Below are 24,687 nucleotides of genomic sequence, written 5' to 3' on the forward strand. Positions count from 1 at the left end.
CTGCCCTCATGACCGTCCGGCCTTCAGGAGCCGCGCCATGGACCCGGTGATCATCGTGGGCGCTGGGCCGGTCGGCCTCGCGCTCTCCCTCGCGCTCGCCGCGCAGGGCGTACCCAGCGTCGTCCTCGACGAGGGCTCCGGCAAGGAGGAACCGCGCCCCGCGCGGACCGCCGTCCTGCGCGCCGACATGGCCGCCATGGTCGAGCGCCTCGGCTGCACCACCCTCCGCGACGAGGGCGTGCGCTGGGTCGGCTGGCGCAGCATGCGCCGCCGTCAGCTGACCCGCCACACCCCGCTCGACCTGGGACTCAGCGGTACGGAGGAGTGGTCCGAGGACCCCGACGCCCCCTCCGAACCGGCCGCCCCCCTCCACATCCCCCAGCACGCCCTGGCACGCGGGCTGCGCGACGCGATCGCCCACCAGAAGCTCGTCCGGCTCGTCACCGACGCCCGGCTCGACACGATCGAGCAGGACCGGGACGGGGTCGTCGCCCACACCAGGGGCCCGGAGGGCACGTGGTGGCGCGGCAGCCACCTCGTCGGCTGCGACGGGGCCCGGTCCACCGTGCGCAAGCTGCTCGGCATCCGTTTCCCCGGCCGTACGGCGGTGGAGCGGCACGCGGTCGCCGCGCTGCGCACCGAACTTCCCTGGCCCGGCGAGGCCCTGCTGCACCGTCAGCCCCCGTGGCGGGGCGCCGGTGAGGAGATCGCCGCCCGCCCGCTGCCCGACGGGGTGTGGCGGATCGACTGGCTGCTGCCGCCCCGCGGCGAGCTCGTCACCCCGGACGCGCTGGTCACCCGCATCCGCGAGACCCTGGCCGGCTGGTGCGACGGGGTGACACCCCCGTACGAACTCATCGACACCGGCGTCCACACTCTGCACCACCGGCTCGCCCGCCGCTGGCGCGTGGACCGGGTGCTGCTCGCCGGCGACGCGGCGCATCTGCTCGGCGCGGTCGGCACCCAGGGCCTCGACGAGGGGCTCAGGGACGTGGACAACCTCGCCTGGAAACTCGCCCATACCTGGCACCACGGCGCCTCGGAGCGACTGCTCGACAGCTACCAGAGCGAGCGGCGGACGGCGATCGCCTCCCGACTGCGCGCGGCGGACCAGTCGCTGCCCGCGCTGCGCGGCGGCGGTGGCCTGCGGACGTACCTCCTCGGGGCCGCCCGCGTCCACGACACCCTGCTGACCGACGGCCATGTGGGGCGAGGCCCGCTCGGCGCGCCCCCCGCGTACCCGCACTCCCCCCTCGCACCTCCGAGCGCCGACGGGCAGACCCCGGTGGGCACTCCGACCGGCGCCCCGGTCGAGGACGTCCGTGTGACCGCCCCGGACGGCACGACCGTACGGCTCCGGGACCGGCTCGGTCAGGGCCGGCTCCTGGTCCTCCTCGTCGCCCCCGGAACCGGCGTGTGGGACCGCCGTCACTGGCGGAGCGCCGGCATGATGCCCCGGCTCGAAGAGGCCGTCCGCGCCCTCCCGGCGAAGGCCGAGGTTCTGGTGACCGAGGCGTATCCGGGTGCTCCGGCCCACGCCGTCCTGCTCGTCCGGCCCGACGGGCACCTCGTCGCCTCCTTCGCGGGGGTCCGCCCGGAGGAGCTGTACGCGGCGGCCGACGCGGCCCGCGGCGGGTCCGCCACCGCGGACGCGCCGTCCGAGGAGCCCGCAGGGGGGTCCGCCGCTATCTCCGCCAAGGTTCCGGCCAAGGTGCCGACCAAGCTCCCTGCCGACGTTCCTGTCGGGGTTCCTGTGGAGGTTGCCGCCGAGTTGTCCGTCGAGATCTCCGTCGAGATGCCTGCCGACAGTGACCACACGGTGGACATCCATTGATTCCGCGCGGGCGCGCATGGTGTACTCCGGAGCGTGACCGACACCGATGTGCGCCTGTGGCGGAGGGTCCATATGGACCTCGTCCGCTATGCGGGCTGCATGTGTCGCCCGTCCTGCTGACTTCGCCCCCTTCCCCGCGCGCGCCCCGCCACTGACGTCCGTCCGTGTGCCCGGTGCCGTCGCGCGCTCGTCGCGAACCTCAGGACGGTCATCCGTGCCCCAGCGTGTCCCCGCTCCCTCCCCTGTCGTGTCCACGCCCCCCGCCGCCGCCCCGACGGCGGCCGAACTCCTCGACTTCGTCCGCCGGACGGCCGCCGACCGGGACCTCGTCGACTCCCTGCCGCTCGACCCCGAGGGCCGTACGTGGGTACGGCTCGACGGCCCCGGCGGCAGCGAGGCCTGGCTCATCGGCTGGCCGCCCGGGACGGGCACCGGCTGGCACGACCACGCCGAGTCGCTGGGCGCCTTCGCCACCGCGCGCGGGGCCCTGACCGAGAACGCCCTCGCGGTCCGGCTGCCGGCGAGCGGCTGGAAGACCCTGGAGCTGGCCGACGGCCTCGATCGCTCCCGCCGGCTGGCGGACGGGGACGGCCGGGCCTTCGGCCGCCACCACGTGCACGAGGTGCTCAACGAATCCCCGGACACCCACGCGGTGTCGGTGCACGCGTACTATCCGCCGCTCCCCCTGATCCGGCGGTTCAGCCGAGCGGGCGCGGTACTCCGCCTGGAGCAGGTCGAGCGCCCGGAGGACTGGCAGTGAGCACGGAACGAGTGGGCATCGACGAACTGCTCGAGCGGGTCAGGGCGGGCATCGACCGCATCGAGCCCCGCGCCGCCCACGAGGCGTACGAGGCGGGTGACGCCCTCCTGGTGGACACCCGCTACGCGGCCCTGCGGCAACGGGACGGGCTGATCCCGGGCGCGCTGGTCGTGGAGCGCAACGAGCTGGAATGGCGGCTCGACCCCCTGGGCAGCCACCGCGCCCCGGAGGCGGACAGCCATGACCTGCGGGTGGTCGTGCTCTGCAACGAGGGATACGCCTCCTCCCTCGCGGTCGAGTCCCTCCGCCGCCTGGGGCTGCACCGCGCGACCGACCTCGTCGGCGGCTTCCAGGCCTGGAAGGCAGCGGGCCTCCCGGTCCTGCTCCCGACTCCCCGCGCCTGACCGAGACGGACGGACGAGTCCTTCTGACGGACGGACGAGTCCTTCTCTCCCCCCCCAGGGTCAGAAGGACTCGTCCAGCCCGTCCGTGGACTCGCCCTCGGCCTCCAGCGCCTGGCGGACGACGCGGAGGGCCATGCCCTCGGGGTACCCCTTGCGGGCGAGCATCCCGGCGAGGCGGCGCAGGCGCCGGTCTCTCTCCAGGCCTCGGGTGGCGCGCAGCTTGCGGTCGACGAGCTCGCGCGCCCTGGCCTCCTCCTGCTCGGAGTCGAGCTGGTCGACCGCCTCCTGGATCAGCGCCGGTTCGACGCCCTTGGTCCGCAGCTCGCGGGCGAGGGCCCGGCGGGCGAGGCCCCGGCCGTGGTGGCGGGACTCCACCCAGGCCCCCGCGAAGGCGGCGTCGTCGATGAGCCCGACGTCCTCGAAGCGGGAGAGGATCTCCTCCGCCACGTCGTCGGGGATCTCCCGCTTGCGCAGGGCGTCGGCCAGCTGCTTGCGCGTGCGGGGGGTCCCGGTGAGCAGGCGCAGGCAGATCGCGCGCGCCCGCTCAGCCGGATCCTGGGGTGACGGCTCCTTCTCGGCCCTCGACGAGTCGGGGCCGTCACCCGGCCATTCGGTGCGACCGGTCACCGGTTCAGCTCTTGGCCGCGGTGGCCTTGGTCGCCTTCGCGGTCTTGGTCGCGGGCGCCGGGACGGTCTTGGCGGCGTCGTCCGCGCCGGCCGCGTCGGCACTGGTCGCCGCGTCCGCACCGGGCTCGGCCGTCGGAGCCTGGGGCTTGACGCCGACGCCCAGCTTCTCCTTGATCTTCTTCTCGATCTCGTCGGCGAGGTCGGGGTTGTCCTTCAGGAAGTTACGGGCGTTCTCCTTGCCCTGGCCGAGCTGGTCGCCCTCGTACGTGTACCAGGCACCCGCCTTGCGCACGAAGCCGTGCTCCACGCCCATGTCGATCAGGCCGCCCTCACGGCTGATGCCCTGGCCGTAGAGGATGTCGAACTCGGCCTGCTTGAACGGCGGCGCGACCTTGTTCTTGACGACCTTGACGCGGGTGCGGTTGCCGACCGCGTCCGTGCCGTCCTTGAGGGTCTCGATGCGACGGATGTCGAGGCGCACCGAGGCGTAGAACTTCAGGGCGCGGCCACCGGTCGTGGTCTCCGGCGAGCCGAACATCACGCCGATCTTCTCGCGGAGCTGGTTGATGAAGATCGCGGTGGTCTTGGACTGGTTGAGCGCACCGGTGATCTTCCGGAGCGCCTGGCTCATCAGACGGGCCTGCAGACCGACGTGCGAGTCGCCCATCTCGCCCTCGATCTCCGCACGCGGGACGAGCGCGGCGACGGAGTCGATGACGATCAGGTCGAGGGCGCCGGAGCGGACCAGCATGTCGACGATCTCGAGGGCCTGCTCGCCGCTGTCCGGCTGGGACAGGATGAGGTTGTCGATGTCGACGCCGAGCTTCTTGGCGTACTCGGGGTCGAGGGCGTGTTCGGCGTCCACGAAGGCGACCTGGCCGCCGGCCTTCTGCGCGTTGGCCACGGCGTGCAGCGTCAGGGTCGTCTTACCGGAGGACTCCGGTCCGTAGACCTCCACGACACGGCCGCGAGGCAGGCCGCCGACACCGAGCGCGATGTCGAGCGCGGTCGATCCGGTGGAGATCACCTCGATCGGCTCCTGGACGCGGTCACCCATGCGCATCACGGCGCCCTTGCCGAATTGGCGTTCAATCTGTGCGAGCGCGGCGTCGAGCGCCTTCTCGCGGTCGGTTCCTGCCATGGGTTCCACCCGGTTTGCTTGAGTCGATCGCTTCATGTGAAAGACGCTAACCCCTGCCACTGACAATGGGCCCCGGCGTCCCCTCCGACCTGTGGACAACTCGCCGACAAGCCCGCGATTCCTGGGGCCGGACCTCCATCAGAATGGATGTTCGATTTCAATGTCAAGCGTGCCACGCGAGCCGACACACCCCTCCCCGTCCACGCCTTCGAGGAGGGTGACCTCCCCCGCCGCCTGTGGCGCGTCACCCGGACCCTGCCCCGCCGAGCGGCGGGCCGACACCGGGGATCACGGCCACGGGCGGCGGAGGCGCTCTCCCAGTTCGGCCGCCTCGGACTCGTACGTGCCGTCGTCCCGCTCGGACGCGAGGGCGAGAGCCGCGGTGAGCAGCTCGGGCGTGGCGCGGCGGTCCGCGAGGACCGCCCGGAGGAGTGCCGGCACGGGCATCGGCGTCAGCCGGTACTTCCAGGCCAGGTGGCCGTGGGCCGCCGCGTACCGGGCCGTCAGGAGCTCCGCGGGGGCGAGCGGGACCCGCATGCGCTTCAGGAACCACGCGAGGCCCGGCGTGGCCACCAGGTCACAGATCCGGGCGTCCGCGACCCGGTTGGCGCGCGCGTTGTCGTGGGCCTCGTAGACCACCGCGTAGACCAGCGCGCGCTCCCGCTCGGTGGAGGGCCGCGGGGACGGCACGTCGTACCAGAGCCGTTCCACTGCCTCGGGGGTGATCCGCGGCCGGACGCCCGGCGCGCCCTCCGTCGCCAGCCGTACGGCGCCGAGGGCGACGGTCTCTTCCGAGAGCAGACGCCGGCAGCGCGCCCCCTCCCCCTCCGGTCCGAGCTCTCTCAGCACCTGCTCGACCGTCGGTCCGTCGGTCCACACCAGCGTCCACGCGTGGTCGTCCGCGCCGCGCTCGGCCCGGCACGGCCCGTGCCCGTCGACGTCGAGTCCGAACCGCTCGGTGACCACCCGGGCGAGCGCGCCCACACGAGCCTCTCGGCCGTCACCCGGTTCCCGGTTCGTCCCGCTCACCCGCCACCCCCGGTCACTCACGCCTCACCGGCCGGAACTCACCGACGACGCCCGAACCTACTGACGACCGCCCTCCACCGGCAACGACCGGCCTCCGGCCGCCGTCACCGGCGACAGCTCCGGGCGCTTGGCCCGGCGGCCGTCGCCGGACGAGCGGCCACGGAGGCGCCGGCCCAGCCAGGGACCGAGGAAGGCCCCGGCCCAGCGCAGTTCGGCGCCCGCCGCACGCACACCCGTGCGCGCGGGGAGCGGGGGTCCGGACAGCGGCCGGGTCCAGGAGTCGTCGCTGCCGGGCAGGTCGAGCGCCTGGGCGACCGCGGCGGCGATCCGCGCGTGGCCGAGCGGGCCGGCGTGCAGCCGGTCCGCACTCCACAGCCGGGGGTCGGTGACGACCGGGTGGTGCGAGGTCTCGACGACCGTGACGCCATGCCGGCCTCCGGCCTCCCGGATGCGCTCGTTGAGGTCCCGCACCCGGGACGCGACCGGGCGGGCCGCCGGGATCAGCCGACCGATGTCGGGGAACGTGAGGGTCGCGACCCGGGCCCCCTGGCCGGCCAGGGCGGCGAACATCGCCTCCAGGTGCCCGGCCGTCTCGTCCGCGTCGAAGCCGGGACGCAGCAGGTCGTTGACCCCCGCGACGACCGTGGCCAGGTCGGGCCGCAGCGCGAGCGCCGGGGCCAGCTGCTCGGCGCGCACCTGGCCCGCGAGGCGTCCGCGCACGGCCAGGTTGGCGTACCGCGCGTCCGGGGCGTCGCGGGCGAGCAGCTCGGCGAGCCGGTCCGCCCAGCCGCGCAGGCCGACGGTGTCGTCGCCGTCGCCGACCCCTTCGGTCTGACTGTCGCCCAGGGCGACGTACCGCAGAAACGTGCCGTCCGACATGTGGCCTCCACCTTCCCCCCACTTACTCACTTTTTTGACTATACAACTCAACCCCCATCGCGCGGCTGAAGGGCGCCGGGACGGCGAGCACGGGCCCCGCGACCGCCCGCCGCCTATCCTTCGACGCATGCCCGTCCCCCTCCGCGCCCGCCCCGGCGGCCGCCTGCCGCCGCGGACCGCCGACGCGCTCGTGGCATGCGTCGTCCTGGTCGTCGTGGCGATCTGGACGCTCGTCTCCGGGCGGTACGCGAGTGAACCGGCGCTCCGCACGGTGCTCGGCTGGGCGCTCGTCCTGATCGGCTGCGGGTCCCTCTACTTCCGGCGACGGCAGCCGGTCGCCGTCGCCGTCGTCACGCTGCTCGCCTGCGTCGTCTACTACCCGCTGTCCGCCCAGGACGGCCCCCTCATGATCGCCTTCGCGCTCGCGCTCTACACGACCGCCGCCGAGGGCCGGTTCGCCGCCGCCGTCGCGCTCGCCGCCGTCACCCTCCTCGCGGTCGGCCTCGGCGAGATCCGGCAGCAGCCGGGGCACCGGCAGATCGACGACACCTCGCTCGCCATGCTGGCCGGCTGGCTGATCAGCCTCGTCGCCGTGGGCCGCGCCCAGCGCACCCGGCTCGCGTATCTGCACGAGGTCGAGCAGCGCGCGCTCGCCGCGGAGCGGGAGCAGGAGGCCCGGGCCCGGCAGAGCGCCACCGAGGAGCGGCTGCGGATCGCCCGGGAGCTGCACGACATCCTCGGCCACAGCGTCTCGCTCATCAACGTCCAGTCCGGCGCCGCGCTGCACCGGCTGAGCAAGAATCCGGCCCCCGAGGCCGGGCTCGCCACCGCCGCCGAGGCGCTGGAGGCGGTGAAGTCCACGAGCAAGGACGCGCTGCGCGAGCTCCGGGCCACGCTCGGCGTGCTGCGCCGGGCCGACGAGGCCACGCCCACCTCCCCCGCCTCCGGCCTCGCTCTCCTGGGCGATCTCACGGAGCGGGCCCGGAGCGCGGGACTCGACGTCCGTACGAGCATCACGGGCACGCCCGTACCGCTCCCGCCGCCGGTCGACCTCGCCGCGTACCGGATCGTGCAGGAGTCGCTGACGAACGTGACCCGGCACGCCGGGGCCCGTACGGTACGGATCACCCTCGTCTGGGACGCGGAACCGGACGTGGCCTCGGACGACTCCGACGACCTCGACGACTCCGCCGCCCTCGACACGGCCACGCGTACGCGCGCGGGCACGCGCGTGCTGCGGTTGCGCATCGCCGACGACGGCGGGGGCGCGCCCGAGGGCGGACCCGCGGGCAGCGGCATCCAGGGCATGGCGGAACGGGCCCGCGCGCTCGGCGGCGAGCTCACCGCCCGGAACACGGACGACGGCTTCCTCGTGGACGCCCGACTCCCGCTCACCGCCCCCACCGCACCCACAACACCCGCTCCCGAAGGGGACCCCCGATGATCCGTGTCGTGCTCGCCGACGACCAGACCCTGGTCCGGGCCGGCTTCCGGTCGATCCTGTCCGACGAGGACGACATCGAGGTCGTCGGCGAGGCCGGGGACGGCGAGCAGGCCATCGCCCTCGCCCGCGAACTCCTCCCGGACGTGGTCCTGATGGACATCCGCATGCCGGTGCTCGACGGTCTTGAGGCCACGCGGCGGATCTCTTCCGACGAGCGACTCGAAGGCGTCCGGGTGGTCGTCCTGACCACGTTCGACGCCGACGACCACGTGTACGGGGCGCTGCGCGCGGGCGCGTCGGGTTTCCTGGTCAAGGACACCGAGCCGATGGAACTCCTGCACGCCGTACGGGTGGTGGCGCGCGGTGACGCCCTGATCGCCCCCGCCGTGACCCGCCGGCTCATCGCCGAGTTCGCCGAACGCGCCGGTGGCGCCGGGCGGCAGCCGGACCCGAGCCCCCGCCTGACCGCCCTCACCGAGCGGGAGCGCGAGGTGCTCGGCCTCGTGGGCGCGGGGCTCTCCAACGACGAGATCGCCGGCCGCCTCGTCCTCTCTCCCGCCACCGCCAAGACCCACGTCAGCCGGATCATGACCAAGCTGGCCGTACGCGACCGCGCGCAGCTGGTCGTCCTGGCGTACGAGTCGGGGATGATCACCCCGGGCTGGCTGGCCTGACCCTTAGGGGTCAGGGGCCGGAGCCACAACTCCCGGGGTACGCGCGCGTGGGCCGGCACAACCCGTGGGGTACGCCAGGTGTCCTCCCCGGGCCGACGCCAAGCTCGTGACCGTACACGGACACTGGCGGGGTGAATCAGGACGTACTCGATCTCGCACGGCTGCAGTTCGCGCTCACCGCCGGCGGCCACTTCCTCTTCGTCGCCCTCACCCTGGGCCTCGTCACCGTGGTGGCCGCGCTCCAGACCCGGGCCACGATCAGCGGCAAGCCGCAGGACGCCCGGATGGTGCGCTTCTGGGGCCAGCTGTACGTGATCAATTACGCGGTGGGGATCGTCACCGGTCTGGTGATGGAGTTCCAGTTCGGCATGGCCTGGAGCGGGCTCACCCACGAGGCGGGCAACATCCTCGGCGCCTCGCTCGCGGTGGAGACCATCGTGGCCTTCTTCGTCGAGTCGACCTTCCTCGGCCTGTGGATCTTCGGCTGGCACCGGCTCAACCGCTGGGCCCATCTGGCGGCCATCTGGATCGTCGCCCTCACCGCCTACCTCTCGGCGTACTGGATCCTCGTCTCCAACGGCTTCCTGAACCATCCCGTGGGGTACTCCTCCGAGAACGGCGAGCTCGTCCTGGACGACCCGGTCGCGGTCCTCACGAACCCCTCGGCGCTCCTCGCCTTCGGGCACGTCCTCGCGGGGGCGCTGCTCACCGCAGGGTTCTTCATGGCCGGGGTGAGCGCGTACCACCTCTTCCGCCGCAGCCCCGAGTGGGAGTTCTTCGGGCGCAGTCTGCGGATCGGGGTGTTCGTCTCCGTGCCCGCGCTGATGGCCGCCGCGGTCTTCGGCGGGATCCAGTTCGCCACCCTCACCACCTTCCAGCCGATGAAGTCGGCCGTCTTCAGCGGAAAGGCGGCCGAGATCGCACGGCTCCAGGCGGAGCTGTCGGCCCGGTTCGGGCCTGGTGACTACGTGCCGTCGGAGGCCTGGACCCGGGGCGGCGGTCTGGTGATGCTGATCAGCTTCGCCCTGATGATGTACCTGTGCTTCGCCGGCGCGATCCTGGCCTGCTTCAAGAAGGTCGTCTTCCGGTTCAGGTTGTGGCATCTCGTCCTGATGGCCGCCGTACCGCTGCCGTACCTCGCGATGATCAGTGGCTGGGTCTTCCGGGAGTCCGGCCGGCAGCCCTGGGTCGTCTACGGGCTGCTGAAGACGGAGGACGCCGTCTCGGACCTCTCCCCCGGCACCATGCGGCTCTCCCTCACCGTCTTCACCACGGTCTTCGTCCTGCTCGCCCTCCTCAACGCCTGGCTCCTCGCCCGGCACGCCCGCCGCGGTCCCGTGGAATCCGGGCTCGGCCACGACGAACGGCCGGAACGCGACGGCCCGGAACCGGACGGCGCCGACGAGGGGAAGGGGCCGCCGCCGTCATCGTCGGACCCGTCGGCCGACCCGCCGTCCGACCCCGCGGACGCCCTGCCGGCCCCCCGCTACTGAGCCCCCGCCGCAGCCCCGCGCTACAGACCGATCACCGCCAGACCGACCACCGCCGCCGCCGCCGACCCGAGGAGCCCCCGTGGAGACCCTGGCCATCGTCCTGCTCGCCTTCTTCGCCGCGGGCTGGTTCGTGCTCGCCGGGGCGGACATCGGCACCGGCATGCTCACCCCCTGGCTCGGCCGCGGGGACCGTGAGCGGCGCCTCGTCCTCACCTCCTTCGCGCCCTTCTTCCTCGGCAACGAGGTCTGGCTCGTCGCCACCGCGGGCGTGCTCGTCGGCTGTTTCCCCGCCCTCGAAGGGGAGCTTCTGAGCGGCCAGGCCCCGGTGCTCGTCGCCCTGCTGACCAGCTGGATCGTCCGGGACACCGGGCTCTGGTCGCGCGGCCGGGGCCCGGGGCCGCGCTGGCGGGCCGGCTGCGACACCGCCGTGACGTGCGGGAGCTGGGCAGTCGCCCTCTCCTGGGGCTGGCTGCTCGCGGCCCTGCTCACCGGGCGGCCTTACGCACCGGCGACCGGCGCGACGGCCGTACTCACCGCCCTGGCCGTGGCCGCCCTGTTCGCCGCGCACGGGCTGGGGTTCGCCACGCTCCGGCTCACGGGACTCCCGTACGAGCGGGCCCGCAGGCTCGTCGGACGCGCCGGACGCCCGTGGCAGTCCTTCGCCCTCACCGGCGTCCTCCTCGGCGGGCTGCCGCTCTGGGCGGGCACGGCCCTCCCGCTGGCCGACAAGGCCGCCTCCCCCGCCACGCTGACCCTGCTCGTCCCCGCCCTCCTCGTCGTCACCCCGCTCCTCGTGGCGGTCCAGGCCTGGACGTGGCATGCCTTCCGGCACCGGGTCACCCGCCCGTCGTACCTCTGAGCCAGGGCGACTCACTGAGCCAGGGCGACGCTCTGAGCCAGGGCGACCCTCTGAGCCAGGGCGACGCTCCCCTGGGTCAGGAGTCCTCCGGCGAGGCCTCCTTCTTGTGGTGCAGGGCCTTCTGCAGCCGGGCCACCACCGCCTCGCCGTACCTCCGGTGGCCGTGGACGCGCGGGTCGTCCGTCACGTCGTACCGCTTCACATAGGCACCGAGGAAGGCCTGCAAGGTGGCCACGGCCGGAATCGCGATCAGCGCGCCGACGGCGCCGAGCAGCGCAGTCCCCGCGATCACCGAACCGAAGGCCACCGCCGGGTGGATGTCCACCGTCTTCGAGGTGAGCTTCGGCTGGAGTACGTAGTTCTCGAACTGCTGGTAGATCACGACGAAGCCGAGCACCCACAGCGCGTACCAGGGGTTGACGGTGAAGGCGATGAGCATCGGCAGGGCGCCGGCCAGGTAGGTGCCGATGGTCGGGATGAACTGCGACACAAGCCCGACCCAGACCGCGAGCGCCGGCGCGTACGGCACGTCCAGGATCTCGAAGAGGACGAAGTGGGCGACGCCGGAGATGAGGGCCATCAGGCCGCGCGAGTAGAGGTAGCCGCCGGTCTTGTCGACCGCGATCTCCCAGGCACGCAGTACCTCGGTCTGCCGGGCGGGCGGCAGGACGGAGCAGAGCGCGCGCCGCAGCCGGGGCCCGTCGGCCGCGAAGTAGAACGCGAAGAGGAAGATCATCAGGAGTCGGAACAGACCGCCGAGGACGGTGGCCGAGACGTCGAGCACGCCGGACGCGCTGTTCTGTACGTACTTCTGCAGCCAGTCGGAGCTCAGGATGTTGTCCTGGACCTCGACCCGCGACAGCTCCGTGTGGAAGGTCTGGTTGATCCAGTTGATCACCGAGTCGAGGTACTTGGGGAAGTTCTCGACCATGTCCACGATCTGCCCGGCGAGCATCGAGCCGAGGAGGACGACGAAGCCGACGCTGAAGACCAGGACGCCGAAGAAGACGAGGAAGGTCGCGAGACCTCGGCGCATCCCGCGCGCCGCCATGCGCCCGACCGCCGGTTCGATGGCGAGGGCGAGGAAGAACGCGAGCAGGATGTTGACGAGCAGGCCGACGAGCTGGTGGAAGGCCCAGCTGCCCAGCAGGAAACAGGCGTAGAGCGCGAGGGCCAGGACGATCGCACGGGGCAGCCAGCGGGGCATCCGCGCGGCGGCCTGCCATAGAGCCGCCGGGGGGACGGTCGAGTCCCCGGACCCGGACGCCGCGGTGCGGTCGGTCGGCTGGGTCGGCGCGGTCGGCTGGGTCAGGTCTGTCTTTTCGGTGTCGTCAGTCGGGGCCACCCCGCCAGTCTCGCGCACCGCACGGACATTCCACCCGGGACCCCGTACATCCTCCGCCGGCCCCGTCGGTTACCGGCCGCTCACCGCTTGTCGGCCGGTACGTCGACGGCGGCGCAGACGGCCCGCCACACGTCCTTGGCCTCCCAGCCGGCGTCCAGGGCGTCCTGCACCGTCCGCCCGCCGAGCTCCGCCATCACATGGTCACGCGCGAAGGAATCCGCGTAGGACGCACCGAAGTGGTCCGCCATCCGCTCCCAGAAAATCGTCAACCGCATGACGCCAGTATCCCGCTCCCAAGAGTGCAGCCCGCTCCGCAGGCCTTGTCACCGCGACTTTCCGCCCTACGGTCGGAGCATGGCCGAAAAACCCCTCTCCTCGCCGCCCCCGACTCCGCTGGCCCGTGCCGAGCGCTTCGTCTGGCTGACGGCCCGTGTCCTCGAACAGCGCCGGTTCGCCTACCACTTCCTGCGCGGTGGCGCGGACCAGGTGGAAACGGCTCTCACGGCGTACCTGAACGCGGACGGCGGCTACGGGCACGCCCTCGAACCCGATCTGCGCGGACCGGTCAGCCAGCCCCTCCACACCGCGCACGCCCTCCGGGTCCTGGAGTCGATCGGCCGCTGCGGCGGCATGCGCGTGGAACGGATCTGCCGCTACCTCACCGACATCTCGACGCACGAGGGCGCCCTCCCGGCGATCCACCCGTCCCAGCGGGGCTACCCCTCGGCGCCGTTCGTCCCGGTCGTCGACTCCCCGCCGAGCGCGCTGCTCACGACCGGCCCGATCGTCGGGCTGCTCCACCGCAACCAGGTGTGGCACGCGTGGCTGTTCCGGGCCACCGAGTACTGCTGGGCCGCCGTGGAGGCGCTGGAGAAGTCCCATCCGTACGAGGTCCAGGCCGCTGTCGCCTTCCTGGACGGGGCCCCGGACCGCCCGCGCGCGGAGGCGGCCGCCGACCGGCTGGGGAGGCTGGTGCGCGAGCAGGGGCTCGCCGTCCTGGATCCGGACCGGCCGGACGACTACCCGGTCCCGGACGGGTACGCGCCCGGCGAGCACCACTTCCCGCACGACTACGCGCGCGTGCCGCATTCGCTGGCGGCCGGCTGGTTCACGGACGAGGAGATGGCCCGTTCGCTGGACCGGCTCGCGGCCGACCAGGAGGAGGACGGCGGCTGGCCGATCCGCTGGCGGGCCTGGGCCCCGGGGTCGGCCCTGGAATGGCGGCCGATCGTCACCGTCGAGGCACTGCGCACCCTCCGCGCGCACGGCCGCCCGGTCGACTGACCGTGCCCTCTGCTACCCCTCCGGCGCCTCGCGCAGCAGCAGAGCCGCGAGGGCCGTCGCCGTGCCCCTCGGCGTCGCCAGGTCGATGCCGGTGCGCTCGGCGATCCGGGCGAGCCGGTTGTCGACGGTGTTGGGGTGCAGCCCGAGCGCGGTGGCCGTGGCGCGCCGGTCCTGCCCGTGGGCGAGGTGGGCGCGGAGGGTGTCGAGAAGCTCCGGCCGGTCGGCGACGGGGTCGAGGAGGGCCGCGATCCGCCGGCCGCTCTCCCCGGGCCGTGACAGGTGGTACTCCAGGAGTACGTCGTCGAGCCGGTGCAGCCCGGGCGGCAGTCCGCATCCGGCGGCGACCCGAAGGACCTCCCCCGCCGTACGGGACGCCTCCGGCACCTCCCCCGGGCCCTCGGCGGGCACGACGGCGACCCGCAGCGTGGCGCCCGCGGCCCGGGAGAGCCGCCGCGCCAGATCCTCCGGTGGTTCGGGTGCGCCGGGGACGATCGCCCGCCCCGGCTCCGTACCGACGTCGAGGAGGGCGGGCACCTCCACGCCGAAGCAGTGGTCCAAGGCCGTCTGGACGCGGCGCAGCCGTCTGCGGGCCGCCACGTCCCCCTCGCCGGGATCGGCCACGGGAGCAGGGGCGCCCGCTCCGTCGACGCCGACGGCGAGCACGAGGCAGGGCCCGTCGATCCCGAAGGGCGCCGCCGCGAGCCGGTCCGGGGGCAGCGTCCCGTCGAGGAGCCCGCGAAGCAGGGAGCGGCGCTGGGCCCGCCGCTCGGTCTCCAGGGCGGAGCGTTCGTCGAGGTAGGTCTCGGCGACGGCGCCGACGATGCCCTGCTGGGCCTCCAGGAGCAGGTCGGCGAGCTCGACGAGGGCGGCCTCGTCACCGGGCCGCGCGACCTCGCGCAGCGCCTGCCACAACACGTACATGCCGAGGGCGTGACTGCGTAGCAGGAGGTGGAGCGGCATGCCCTCCTCGGCGCGCTGCGCGGCCCGCTCGCGGAACAGCCGCATGGCGCCGCGCTCCCCGGGCTCCGGAGCGAGGGCGCGGCGGAGGAAGAGCCGTACGCCGTGGCGGACGGTCGCCGCGATCTCGACGTCCTTCATCTCGTCGGGGAGGCGGTCGTAGCCGGGCAGCCGTGCGAAGGAGTCCCTGGTCATTCGGCGGGCCAGTTCGTTGACCCGGGCTTCGCAGCGCAGGGCGAGCGCGCGGGCGCCTTCGGAGATCTCCGGCACGACGGTCCTCCTCGACTGTGATCGGTCACAGTACACACGCACGAAAGCTGTGACACCGCAGGATGTCGCGGCGCACGTGACAGGCCGAAACTCGGTGCCCAGGCGTTCCGCCGCACCGCACCGAAGGAGCCGCTGGTATGACCGAGCACAACCCGCATACGTACATCGACTACGCCGACCGCGTCTGGCGGGGCGAGGAGAGCCTGCTTCCGCACCTCACGGGCGCGTTCACGTCCGGAGAGCTGATCCCGGTCCGTGACCGGATCGGCTTCTTCCCGGCCTTCGCCAACGTGGCCGCGTTCGACACGGGCGCGGGCCTCGTCCTGGTCGACTCCGGCGACCTCCGCACCGCCGGGTTGCTGCACACGGCGGTCCGCGCCTTCAGTCCGGACCCGGTCCGTGCCGTCGTCTACACGCACGGCCACGTCGACCACGTCTTCGGGGTCGCTCCCTTCGACGCCGAGCCCGTACGGCCGGAGGTGATCGCCCACGAGGCGGTGGCCGCCCGCTTCGACCGGTACGTGGAGACCTCGGGCTACAACTCCTGGATCAACCGGCGCCAGTTCGGCGTGCCGGGCCTCGAATGGCCGACGGAGTACCGCTACCCGGACACGACGTACCGGGACCGGCTGACCGTCCGTCACGGCGAGTTGACGTTCGAGCTGTTCCACGCGCGCGGGGAGACGGACGACCACACCTATGTGTGGGTGCCGGAGCTCAAAACCCTCTGCACGGGTGATCTCTTCATCTGGAACTCCCCCAACGCCGGCAACCCGCAGAAGGTGCAGCGCTACCCGGAGGAGTGGGCGCGGGCGCTGCGCGCCATGGGCGAGCTGGGCGCCGAGGTCCTGCTGCCAGGCCACGGCATCCCGATCGTCGGCGCGGACCGTGTGGCGACGGCCCTCGACGATACGGCGACCCTGCTCGAATCGCTCTGCTCGCAGACCCGTGACCTGATGAACGCGGGGCTGCGGCTCGACGCGGTCATCCACGGCGTGAAGGTCCCCGCCGAGCTGCTCGCGAAGCCGTACCTCCACCCCGCCTACGACGAGCCGGAGTTCGTCGTCCGGAACCTGTGGCGGCTGTGGGGCGGCTGGTACGACCAGAACCCGGCGAACCTGAAGCCGGCGCCGGAGGCCGCGGTCGCCGCCGAGCTGGCCGACGCGGCGGGCGGGGCGCGCGCCCTCGCCGAGCGGGCGGCCCGGCTCCTGGACGAGGGCGATCCGCGGCTGGCCTCGCACCTGGCGGAGACGGCCGCGCTCGCGGCCCCCGAGGACGTCGAGGTGGCCCGGATCCGGGCCCGGGTGTACGAGGCGCGGGCCGGCCACGAGACATCGACGATGGCGCGCGGGGTCTTCCACTGGGCGGCGGCGGAGTCCGCGGCGGTGGCCGAGGGCACGGACGTGACGACGGAGCTGACCCGGTCGGCGGCCGGGCGCGAGCGGGCCGCCGGCGCGATCAGCGTGGGTGTGGTCGCGGACGAGGACCTGTGCTGCGGATGAGCGGGCCTCTGCGAGGCGCCGGAGCCGCGAAGCGCGTGACGGCGCAGGTCAGCCCCTGGGGGACCACCTGGCTGCTGCTCGGGTTCATGCTGGTCAATTTCGCGGACAAGGCCGTCCTCGGGCTCGCCGGGCCGGACATCATGCGCGAGTTCGGCATCACCCGGCAGGAGTTCGGGGCGGCACAGGCGGCGTTCTTCGCGCTCTTCTCGGTCTCGGCGCTCGCCGTGTCGGCCCTGACGAAGAAGGTGCGGACCTCGGTCCTGCTGCTCGGGATGGCCCTGCTGTGGTCGGCGGCCCAACTGCCGATGGTGTGGGCCGCCGCCGGGTTCGGGACGCTGGTCCTCACGCGCGTGCTGCTCGGCGCGGCGGAGGGTCCGGCGGCCCCGGTCGCGGTCCACCATCTGCACGGCTGGTTCGGGCAGCGGGACCGGAACCTCCCGACGGCCGTCCTGATGGTGGGCGCGGCCGCCGGGGTCGCGGTCGCCGCGCCCGTCCTGTCCGCGGTGATCTCGGGGTGGGGCTGGCGCTGGGCCTTCGGCACGGTCGGCGTCATCGGCCTGGTCTGGGCGGTGTTGTGGCGCCGGTACGGCTCCGAGGGGCCGCTCGCGCCGCCGGTCGGTCCGGCCGCGCTGCGCACCGACGGGGAGGAGGCCGCGACGCGGGAGGTGCCGCTGCGCAGGATCCTGCTGAGCGGCACGTTCCTGACCGCGAGCGTGGGGTCGTTCGCCGCGTACTGGCTGATGAGCTCGAAGCTGACCTGGCTGCCGGACTACCTGGAGACGGTCCTCGGCTGGGACGCGCACCGTGCCGGTCTGATGGTGGGCGCGGGAGCCGTCGCCAACGGCGTCGTCCTGCTGGTGCACGGCGTGGTCGCGCAGCGGTCGGCCCGGCGCGGACGCCCCGGGCGCCTCCCCGCGGGGGCGGGCGCCGGGGTGCTGCTCCTGCTCTCGGCCGCGGCGGTGACGGTCTTCGCGACGGCGGGAGCGGACTGGCTGCGGGTGCCGATGATGTTCGGCCCGATGGCCCTCGCGCTGCCGATGATGACCGTGAGCCAGACGGCGGTCGCCCGGATCACCCCGCCCGCGCAGCGCGGGGTGGTGCTCGGCGCCGTGGTGTGCGTCTTCGCACTGGGCGGGGTCCTGGCGCCGCTGGTCCTCGGCGGGATCGTCGACGCGGGCGCGACGACGGCCCAGGGGTACGAGAACGGCTGGCTGTTCACGGCCGGTCTGCTCGCGGTGGCGGGCGCCCTGACGGCCCTGTTCCTCCGCCCGGAGCGGGACGCGGACCGGCTGGGGGTCCCGGAGACTCCGTCGTTGGGGGTCCCGGTGGCGCACTGACAGGGGGTCCCGGTGGCCCACTGATGAGTGGCCCTGGTGGCCCGGGGACGAGGGACCCCGATGGCCCAGGGACGAGGGCTCCGTACGGGCCCGGGGCTCACCAGCCCAGGGCCCGTACCCCCGCTGTGACGGCGACGGCCACACCCACGACGACCAGGAACGGGGCGCGCAGGACGAGCGCGAGGGCGGCGGCCGCGAGTCCGGCGGCCCGGGCATCCAGGACGAGGGAGGCGCCCGTGGCGAACGTCTGCTGCGCGGTGAGCGCGGCCAGGAGGGCGACGGGGAGCAGCGCCGCCAGCCGTTGGACGAGCGGTCGTTCCAGTGCGCCCGCGGGGACGAGCAGGCCGAGGAGCTTGACCAGGTAGCACCCGACGGCGGTCAGGCCGATCGCGATCCACACGTGCGTCGTGTTCATCGGGGGGCTTCCTCTCGTCCGGTCGGGGACATACGACGGCCCTGGAACCACAGCACCAGGGGCGCGGCGAGCGCCGCCGCGAGGACCGGGACGCCGGCGGGCAGGACGGGGAGCAGTCCGAGGCCGAGCAGGACGGCGATGCCGGCGGTGGCACGCTCGGTCGCCGACTTCAGCATGGGGGCGAGCAGGGCCAGGAAGACGGCGGGTCCGGCGGCGTCCAGGCCCCAGGCGGCGGTGTCGCCGATCGCCTCGGCGCCGAGCGCCCCGAGGAACGTGGTGAGGTTCCACAGGGCGTACAGCGTGAGACCGGTGAGGGTGAAGCCGAGGCGCGCGGCCCGCCGGGACGGCTGGGCGAGCGCGACCGCCGTGGTCTCGTCGATCACCCAGTGCGCGGCGAACGGCCTGACGGCCTTCGGCAGGGCGAGGAGCTGGGAGAGCCGCAGCCCGTAGAAGGCGTTGCGCGTGCCCAGGAAGAAGGCCCCGGCGGCGGCCGTGAAGGGGTTGCCGCCCGCGGCCAGCGCGCCGACGAGGGCGAACTGCGAGGCGCCCGTGAAGACGAGCAGGCTGAGCACGCAGGTCTGCAGGAGGGTGAGGCCGGCGCCGGCCGAGGTCACGCCGAAGGCGAAGCCGGAGAGTCCGACGGCGACGCCGACGCCGAGGGCGTCGCGGACGACGGCCGCGTCGGGCTTCGCCCGTGCGCCGTCGTCCCGTATGACGGGAGGTGCTGTCTGTTCTGCCACGTCAGGGACGTTACGTACGCGGCGGCTGCCCGGTCTTGTACGTTCTTGCACCGCCACCCGCAGCGCCACCGGAACCGCCGCCCTCACCGCCACCGGAACCGCCGGTGCCCCGCGCGCGCTGGTAGGCCCCCGGCGGCACCCCGACGCTCCGCGTGAAGTGCCGGTTGAGGTGTGGCTGGTCGGTGAAGCCGACGGCGACGGCGGCGTCCGCCGGGGGCGTCCCCGCGTCGAGCAGCCGCCTGGCCCGCCGCACGCGCGCGTCGGTGAGCCAGGTGTGCGGCGGCATCCCGTACGCCTCTCTGAAGGCCCGCAGAAGGGCGAAGGGGCTGGTGCCGAGGTCGGCGGCGAGCCGTTCCAGGGTCGGCGGATCGGCCATCCGCTCCTCCAGGACGGCACGCGCGCGTGCCGCGTTCCGCGCGCCGGCGGAGCGGGGCGGGAGCGGGGTGATCAGCCCGCCGTGACTGCGCAGCATCCGTGCCGTGACAAGCCGGAGCAGGCTGTCGGCGGCGAGCGCGTTGCCCTCCTCCGCCGCCCGGTGGACGCCCACGACAAGCTGTGCGGCGTACGGGTCGTCGATGACGGGCGCGGTGAATCCGACCGAGCCGCGCAGCGCGAGGGTGTCGGCGGCGATCGACCGGACGAGCCCGGCGTCCGGGTAGATCGTGCGGTAGGTCCAGCCCTCGGGCACGCCCGCGTGCCCGGTGTGCGGGGTGTCGGGGTTGACCAGGGCGATCTGCCCGGGCCCGGCGTGGACCAGTTCGTCGCGGTAGTGGAACGCCTCGACGCCCTCGGTGATCGCGGCGAAGACGAAGCTCTCGTGGGTGTGCCGGGCGAAGGCCTTGTGGATGTAGTGGGCGTGCAGCAGGTCGACGCCGGGCAGCTCGGAGTACTGCCAGTACCGTGCCCGCTCCCCGCTCGCCATGCCTCCATTCTGCGCCAGGCACTCGCCGTGCCGCCCGCTCCGCCTCCTGCCACGAGCGGGTTTCCCCAGGTCCGGGCGGTTGTCAGTGGGCGGGTGCACGATGGGGGACATGGTCAGGTCCGCGCTCGACTCGTTCTCCCCCGCGACCCGTGGTTGGTTCACCGGGGCCTTCACCGCGCCCACGGCGGCACAGGAAGGCGCCTGGAAGGCCATCGGCGAGGGCTCCGACGTGCTCGTCGTCGCACCGACGGGCTCGGGCAAGACGCTGGCCTCCTTCCTGGCCTCCCTGGACCGCCTGGCGTCCACTCCTCCGCCCGCCGAGGCGAAGAAGCGGTGCCGCGTGCTCTACGTGTCGCCGCTGAAGGCGCTCGCCGTGGACGTCGAGCGGAATCTGCGCTCCCCGCTGACCGGCATCCGGCAGGAGTCGGTCCGGCTCGGGCTGCCCGAGCCGGACATCCGGGTCGGCATCCGTTCCGGCGACACTCCGCCCGCCGAGCGCCGGAGCCTCGTGACCCGGCCGCCGGACATCCTGATCACCACCCCCGAGTCGCTGTTCCTGATGCTGACCTCCGCCGCCCGGGAGGCCCTGTCCGGGGTGGAGACGGTCATCCTGGACGAGGTCCACGCGGTCGCGGGCACCAAGCGCGGCGCGCACCTGGCGCTCTCCCTGGAGCGGCTCGACGAGCTGCTGCCTCGCCCCGCGCGCCGGATCGGCCTGTCGGCCACGGTCCGCCCGGTGGACGAGGTGGCCCGCTATCTGTCCCCCGGCCGCGCGGTGGAGATCGTGCAGCCGCCGTCGGGGAAGGAGTTCGACCTCTCCGTCGTCGTCCCCGTCGAGGACATGGGCGAGCTCGGAGGCTCCCCGGCCTCCGAGGGCAAGGACGGCGGCGACAAGCCGTCGATCTGGCCGCACGTCGAGGAGCGGATCGCCGACCTCGTCCAGTCCCACCGCTCCACGATCGTCTTCGCGAACTCCCGCCGGCTGGCCGAGCGGCTGTGCAACCGGCTCAACGAGATCGCGTACGAGCGCGCGACCGGCAAGCCACTCCCCGACGGTGCTCCCCCGGCGGAGATCATGGCTCAGTCCGGGGCGGCGCAGGGCGCTCCGCCACTGCTCGCCCGGGCCCATCACGGCTCGGTGTCGAAGGAGCAGCGCGCCCAGGTGGAGGAGGACCTGAAGGCGGGACGGCTGCCCGCCGTGGTGGCCACCTCCAGCCTGGAGCTGGGCATCGACATGGGCGCGGTCGACCTCGTCGTGCAGGTCGAGTCGCCGCCCTCGGTCGCCTCCGGGCTCCAGCGCGTGGGGCGCGCCGGGCACCAGGTCGGCGCGGTCTCCACGGGCGTGGTCTTCCCCAAGTACCGGGGCGACCTGGTGCAGGCGGCCGTGGTCACGGAGCGGATGCGGTCGGGCTCGATCGAGTCGATGCGGATCCCGGCCAATCCGCTGGACGTGCTGGCCCAGCAGCTGGTCGCGATGGTCGCGCTCGACACCTGGCAGGTGGACGACCTGCTCGCCGTGGTGCGCCGTGCGGCGCCCTTCTCCTCGCTGCCGGATTCGGCGTTCACGGGCGTGCTCGACATGCTCGCCGGGCGCTACCCGTCGGACGCGTTCGCCGAGCTGCGCCCGCGTGTGGTCTGGGACCGGGTCGCCGGGACGGTCACGGGGCGGCCGGGCGCGCAGCGGCTCGCCGTCACCTCCGGCGGCACGATCCCCGACCGGGGCCTGTTCGGTGTGTTCCTCGCGGGCGCGGACCCGAAGAAGGGCGGGGGCCGGGTCGGCGAGCTCGACGAGGAGATGGTGTACGAGTCGCGGGTCGGCGACGTCTTCACGCTGGGCACCACGTCCTGGCGGATCGTGGACATCACCCGGGACCGCGTGCTCGTCACCCCCGCGCCCGGCGTGCCGGGCCGGCTGCCGTTCTGGAAGGGCGACCAGCTGGGCCGCCCGCTCGAACTGGGGCGCGCGGTGGGCGCGTTCCTGAGGGAGCTCGGCGCCCTCGGGGCGGAGGACGCGCGGCTGCGGCTGATCGCCGCGGGCCTGGACGCCTGGGCCGCGGACAACGTCCTCGCGTACCTGTCCGAGCAGCGCGAGGCCTGCGGCCACGTGCCCGACGACCGGACGATCCTGGTCGAGCGGTTCCGGGACGAGCTCGGGGACTGGCGGGTCGTCATCCACTCCCCGTTCGGCGCGCAGGTGCACGCCCCGTGGGCGCTGGCGCTCGGTGCCCGGCTCGCCGAGCGGTACGGCATGGACGCCCAGGTGATGCACGCGGACGACGGCATCGTGCTGCGGCTCCCGGACGCGGACCTGATGGGTCTGGACATGGGCCTGGACCTCCTCGACCACGAACCGATCGACCCGGGCCGGCACCTGGACACGACGTACGACGCGGACAAGGCGCCCATCGGCGCGGCCGACGCCCTCTTCGACCAGGGCGAGATCGGGCAGATCGTCACCGACCAGGTGGGCGGCTCCGCGCTGTTCGCCTCCCGGTTCCGCGAGTGCGCCGCGCGCGCCCTGCTGCTGCCCAAGCGGAACCCCGGCAAGCGCACACCGCTCTGGCAGCAGCGGCAGCGCGCGTCCCAGCTGCTCCAGGTGGCAAGCGAGTTCGGCTCCTTCCCGATCGTCCTGGAGGCCGTCCGCGAGTGCCTCCAGGACGTCTTCGACGTCCCCGGTCTGACCGAGCTGATGGGCGACATCGAGGCCCGCCGGGTCCGGCTCGTCGAGGTCACCACCCCCGAGCCGTCCCCGTTCGCCCGCTCGCTCCTCTTCGGCTATGTGGCGCAGTTCCTGTACGAGGGCGACTCGCCGCTCGCCGAGCGGCGGGCGGCCGCGCTCTCCCTCGACTCCCGGCTCCTGGCGGAGCTGCTCGGCCAGGCCGAGCTGCGCGAGCTCCTCGACCCGGAGGTCCTCACCGAGCTGGAGCGGGAGCTCCAGTGGCTCACGGAGGACCGGCGGATCAAGGACGTGGAGGGCGTCGCCGACCTGCTGCGGGTCCTCGGCCCGCTCACCGACGCCGAGCTCGGCGAGCGCGGCGCGGAGGCGGGCTGGGCGCCCGACCTCGCCCGGTCCCGGCGCGCGATCCGGGTCAGGATCGGAGGAGCCGACCACTGGGCGGCGATCGAGGACGCGGGACGGCTCCGTGACGCCCTGGGCACGGCCCTGCCGGTCGGTGTGCCCGAGGCCTTCACCGAGCCGGTCAAGGACCCGTTGGGCGACCTCCTCGCCCGCTTCGCGCGCACGCACGGCCCCTTCACCTCCTCGCAGGCCGCCGCCCGCTTCGGGCTCGGCGCCGCCGTCACGGACGGCGCGCTCCAGCGGCTCGCCGCCGGCGGCCGCGTCGTCCAGGGCGAGTTCCATCCCTCCGGCATCGGACAGGAGTGGTGCGACGCGGCCGTGCTGCGCCGCCTGCGCCGCCGTTCCCTCGCGGCCCTGCGCCACGAGCTGGAACCGGTGCCCCCGGCCGCGCTCGCCACCTTCCTGCCCCAGTGGCAGCACGTCGGCGGCGGCGGTCTGCGCGGTATCGACGGCCTCGCCCGTGCGATCGAGCAGCTCCAGGGCGCGCCCGTGCCCGCCTCCGCGCTGGAGAAGCTGATCCTGCCGTCCCGCGTCCGGGACTACTCCCCGACGCTGCTCGACGAGCTGACGACCACGGGCGAGGTGGTCTGGGCCGGAGCCGGATCGCTGCCCGGCAAGGACGGCTGGATCTCGCTCTACCTCGCGGACGCGGCGCCCTTGCTCCTCCCGCCGGCGCACCCGCTGGAGCTGTCCGCGCTGCACGAGTCGGTCCTCACCATCCTCTCCGGCGGGTACGGGCTGTTCTTCCGGCAGATCGCCGACCAGGTCCGGGCCACCACCCACCCGGACGCGACCGACCCGCAGCTCGCCGACGCGCTCTGGGACCTGGCCTGGTCGGGCCGGCTCACCAACGACACGCTCGCCCCGCTCCGCTCGCTCCTCGGTTCGGGCCGGACGGCCGGGTCGACCGCCCACCGCGCGCGCCGGACGGTGCCGCGCGGCCGGTACGGCACGCTGGGCGCCGCCGCCCGCCCGGCCTCGCGCACGGGCCCGCCGACGGTCTCCGGCCGCTGGGCGCTGCTGCCGCCCGCCGAGCCGGAGCCGACCCACAGGGCACACGCCCTCGCCCGCACGCTCCTGGACCGGCACGGCGTGGTGACCCGGGGCGCGGTGGCAGCCGAGGGCGTGGAGGGGGGGTTCTCGGCCACGTACCGCATCCTGTCCGCGTTCGAGGACAGCGGTCAGGCCAGGCGGGGCTATGTGGTGGAGGGCCTCGGCGCGGCCCAGTTCGCGATGGACGGGGCCGTGGACCGGCTGCGGGCGGCGGCGACGGCCCGCGACCGGGGCGCGGAGGCCGCGGCCGGCCCGCGCGCACTGGTCCTGGCCGCGGCCGACCCGGCGAACGCGTACGGGGCGGCCCTGTCCTGGCCGGAGCCGCCGACCGGCGCCGGGCACAAGCCCGGCCGCAAGGCGGGCGCGATGGTCGTCCTCGTCGACGGCGAGTTGACGCTGTACGTGGAGCGGGGCGGCAAGACGCTTCTCTCCTGGCCGGCCGAACCGGACGATCCCGCCCTGACGGCGGCGGCCGAGGCCCTGGCCGCGTCGGCGCGGGCGGGCTCGCTGGGCACGGTCACGGTGGAGCGGATCAACGGCGCAACGGCCCTGACCTCCCCGCTCGCCCGCCCCCTGGAGGCGGCGGGCTTCCTCGCCACCCCAAGAGGCCTCCGCCTCCGCGCCTGAACCACGCCAGCT

General features: G+C 73.9%; 22 protein-coding genes. 12 read left to right on the forward strand and 10 right to left on the reverse strand.

The genetic code is table 11. The features are described 5' to 3' along the window. The first annotated feature begins 37 nt into the window (after window positions 1–37). The 4 genes from OG357_RS10130 (at window position 38) to OG357_RS10145 (ending at window position 2,998) form a co-directional block, all read left to right on the forward strand. The gene (locus OG357_RS10130; RefSeq protein ID WP_329620852.1) at window positions 38–1,834 is read left to right on the forward strand and encodes an FAD-dependent monooxygenase; all 1,797 of its coding nucleotides are present in this window, start codon (window positions 38–40) and stop codon (window positions 1,832–1,834) included. Window positions 1,835–1,882: 48 nt separating this feature from the next. Continuing rightward, on the forward strand, window positions 1,883–1,954 hold the full coding sequence (locus OG357_RS10135) for a putative leader peptide (protein WP_317852217.1): 72 nt from the start codon (window positions 1,883–1,885) through the stop codon (window positions 1,952–1,954). A gap of 127 nt (window positions 1,955–2,081) precedes the next feature. After that, window positions 2,082–2,594 (forward strand): cysteine dioxygenase, encoded by a 513-nt coding sequence (locus tag OG357_RS10140; RefSeq protein ID WP_443066657.1) that lies wholly within the window; start codon window positions 2,082–2,084, stop codon window positions 2,592–2,594. After that, complete coding sequence (locus OG357_RS10145; RefSeq protein ID WP_329620854.1) at window positions 2,591–2,998, forward strand: rhodanese-like domain-containing protein; 408 nt, start codon at window positions 2,591–2,593, stop codon at window positions 2,996–2,998. The genes OG357_RS10140 and OG357_RS10145 overlap by 4 nt, the downstream gene beginning before the upstream one ends. A gap of 60 nt (window positions 2,999–3,058) precedes the next feature. Here the strand turns inward: OG357_RS10145 and recX are convergent, their stop codons facing one another. The 4 genes from recX to OG357_RS10165 form a co-directional block, all read right to left on the reverse strand. Further along, window positions 3,059–3,625, reverse strand: coding sequence for a recombination regulator RecX (gene recX, locus OG357_RS10150; RefSeq protein ID WP_317599767.1), 567 nt, complete (start codon window positions 3,623–3,625; stop codon window positions 3,059–3,061). A gap of 4 nt (window positions 3,626–3,629) precedes the next feature. Then, the gene (gene recA / locus OG357_RS10155) at window positions 3,630–4,766 is read right to left on the reverse strand and encodes a recombinase RecA (protein ID WP_317599766.1); all 1,137 of its coding nucleotides are present in this window, start codon (window positions 4,764–4,766) and stop codon (window positions 3,630–3,632) included. A 288-nt stretch (window positions 4,767–5,054) separates the two neighbouring features. Then, window positions 5,055–5,750 (reverse strand): hypothetical protein, encoded by a 696-nt coding sequence (locus OG357_RS10160; protein WP_329620855.1) that lies wholly within the window; start codon window positions 5,748–5,750, stop codon window positions 5,055–5,057. Between the two features lie 102 nt (window positions 5,751–5,852). Then, window positions 5,853–6,674 (reverse strand): SGNH/GDSL hydrolase family protein, encoded by an 822-nt coding sequence (locus tag OG357_RS10165; RefSeq protein ID WP_329620856.1) that lies wholly within the window; start codon window positions 6,672–6,674, stop codon window positions 5,853–5,855. 127 nt (window positions 6,675–6,801) lie between these two features. On the opposite strand from OG357_RS10165, the gene OG357_RS10170 reads away from it, so the two are divergent. The 4 genes from OG357_RS10170 (at window position 6,802) to OG357_RS10185 (ending at window position 11,144) form a co-directional block, all read left to right on the forward strand. Further along, entirely contained in the window at window positions 6,802–8,118 is a 1,317-nt protein-coding gene (locus OG357_RS10170) for a sensor histidine kinase (RefSeq protein ID WP_329620857.1), read from the forward strand. Then, window positions 8,115–8,792: a response regulator transcription factor gene (locus OG357_RS10175; RefSeq protein WP_329620858.1), complete on the forward strand. Its 678-nt coding sequence runs from the start codon at window positions 8,115–8,117 to the stop codon at window positions 8,790–8,792. Before OG357_RS10170 ends, OG357_RS10175 begins: the two co-directional genes overlap by 4 nt. A gap of 131 nt (window positions 8,793–8,923) precedes the next feature. Next, window positions 8,924–10,285: a cytochrome ubiquinol oxidase subunit I gene (locus tag OG357_RS10180; RefSeq protein WP_329620859.1), complete on the forward strand. Its 1,362-nt coding sequence runs from the start codon at window positions 8,924–8,926 to the stop codon at window positions 10,283–10,285. Window positions 10,286–10,364: 79 nt separating this feature from the next. Beyond that, window positions 10,365–11,144, forward strand: coding sequence for a cytochrome d ubiquinol oxidase subunit II (locus OG357_RS10185; RefSeq protein ID WP_329620860.1), 780 nt, complete (start codon window positions 10,365–10,367; stop codon window positions 11,142–11,144). Between the two features lie 76 nt (window positions 11,145–11,220). Here OG357_RS10185 and OG357_RS10190 read toward each other — a convergent pair whose 3' ends face one another. Further along, window positions 11,221–12,351 carry an AI-2E family transporter gene (locus OG357_RS10190; protein ID WP_329625551.1) on the reverse strand — a complete coding sequence of 377 codons (1,131 nt, stop codon included), beginning with the start codon at window positions 12,349–12,351 and terminating at the stop codon, window positions 11,221–11,223. A 218-nt stretch (window positions 12,352–12,569) separates the two neighbouring features. Next, window positions 12,570–12,764: a DUF3046 domain-containing protein gene (locus tag OG357_RS10195; protein WP_189511946.1), complete on the reverse strand. Its 195-nt coding sequence runs from the start codon at window positions 12,762–12,764 to the stop codon at window positions 12,570–12,572. 79 nt (window positions 12,765–12,843) lie between these two features. On the opposite strand from OG357_RS10195, the gene OG357_RS10200 reads away from it, so the two are divergent. Beyond that, window positions 12,844–13,773, forward strand: a complete 930-nt coding sequence (locus OG357_RS10200) for a hypothetical protein (protein ID WP_329620861.1) — start codon at window positions 12,844–12,846, stop codon at window positions 13,771–13,773. Window positions 13,774–13,785: 12 nt separating this feature from the next. Here the strand turns inward: OG357_RS10200 and OG357_RS10205 are convergent, their stop codons facing one another. Then, window positions 13,786–15,000, reverse strand: a complete 1,215-nt coding sequence (locus OG357_RS10205) for a PucR family transcriptional regulator (protein WP_329620862.1) — start codon at window positions 14,998–15,000, stop codon at window positions 13,786–13,788. Between the two features lie 137 nt (window positions 15,001–15,137). Between OG357_RS10205 and OG357_RS10210 the strand changes: the two genes are divergently transcribed. Both OG357_RS10210 and OG357_RS10215 read left to right on the forward strand, forming a co-directional pair. Further along, window positions 15,138–16,502 (forward strand): alkyl sulfatase dimerization domain-containing protein, encoded by a 1,365-nt coding sequence (locus tag OG357_RS10210; protein WP_329620863.1) that lies wholly within the window; start codon window positions 15,138–15,140, stop codon window positions 16,500–16,502. Next, entirely contained in the window at window positions 16,499–17,839 is a 1,341-nt protein-coding gene (locus tag OG357_RS10215) for an MFS transporter (RefSeq protein ID WP_329620864.1), read from the forward strand. Before OG357_RS10210 ends, OG357_RS10215 begins: the two co-directional genes overlap by 4 nt. A 97-nt stretch (window positions 17,840–17,936) precedes the next feature. Here the strand turns inward: OG357_RS10215 and OG357_RS10220 are convergent, their stop codons facing one another. Genes OG357_RS10220 through OG357_RS10230 form a run of 3 tightly spaced genes read right to left on the reverse strand, consistent with a single transcriptional unit; the run spans window position 17,937 to window position 19,916 of the window. Then, window positions 17,937–18,254, reverse strand: a complete 318-nt coding sequence (locus tag OG357_RS10220; RefSeq protein ID WP_329620865.1) for an AzlD domain-containing protein — start codon at window positions 18,252–18,254, stop codon at window positions 17,937–17,939. Next, the gene (locus tag OG357_RS10225) at window positions 18,251–18,994 is read right to left on the reverse strand and encodes an AzlC family ABC transporter permease (protein WP_329620866.1); all 744 of its coding nucleotides are present in this window, start codon (window positions 18,992–18,994) and stop codon (window positions 18,251–18,253) included. Before OG357_RS10225 ends, OG357_RS10220 begins: the two co-directional genes overlap by 4 nt. 10 nt (window positions 18,995–19,004) lie before the next feature. After that, window positions 19,005–19,916, reverse strand: coding sequence for an AraC family transcriptional regulator (locus OG357_RS10230; RefSeq protein ID WP_329620867.1), 912 nt, complete (start codon window positions 19,914–19,916; stop codon window positions 19,005–19,007). Window positions 19,917–20,025: 109 nt separating this feature from the next. Between OG357_RS10230 and OG357_RS10235 the strand changes: the two genes are divergently transcribed. Beyond that, entirely contained in the window at window positions 20,026–24,675 is a 4,650-nt protein-coding gene (locus OG357_RS10235) for an Lhr family ATP-dependent helicase (RefSeq protein WP_329620868.1), read from the forward strand. The last annotated feature ends 12 nt before the right edge of the window (window positions 24,676–24,687 follow it).

The organism is Streptomyces sp. NBC_01255, assembly GCF_036226445.1.
Classification (GTDB): Bacteria; Actinomycetota; Actinomycetes; order Streptomycetales; family Streptomycetaceae; genus Streptomyces.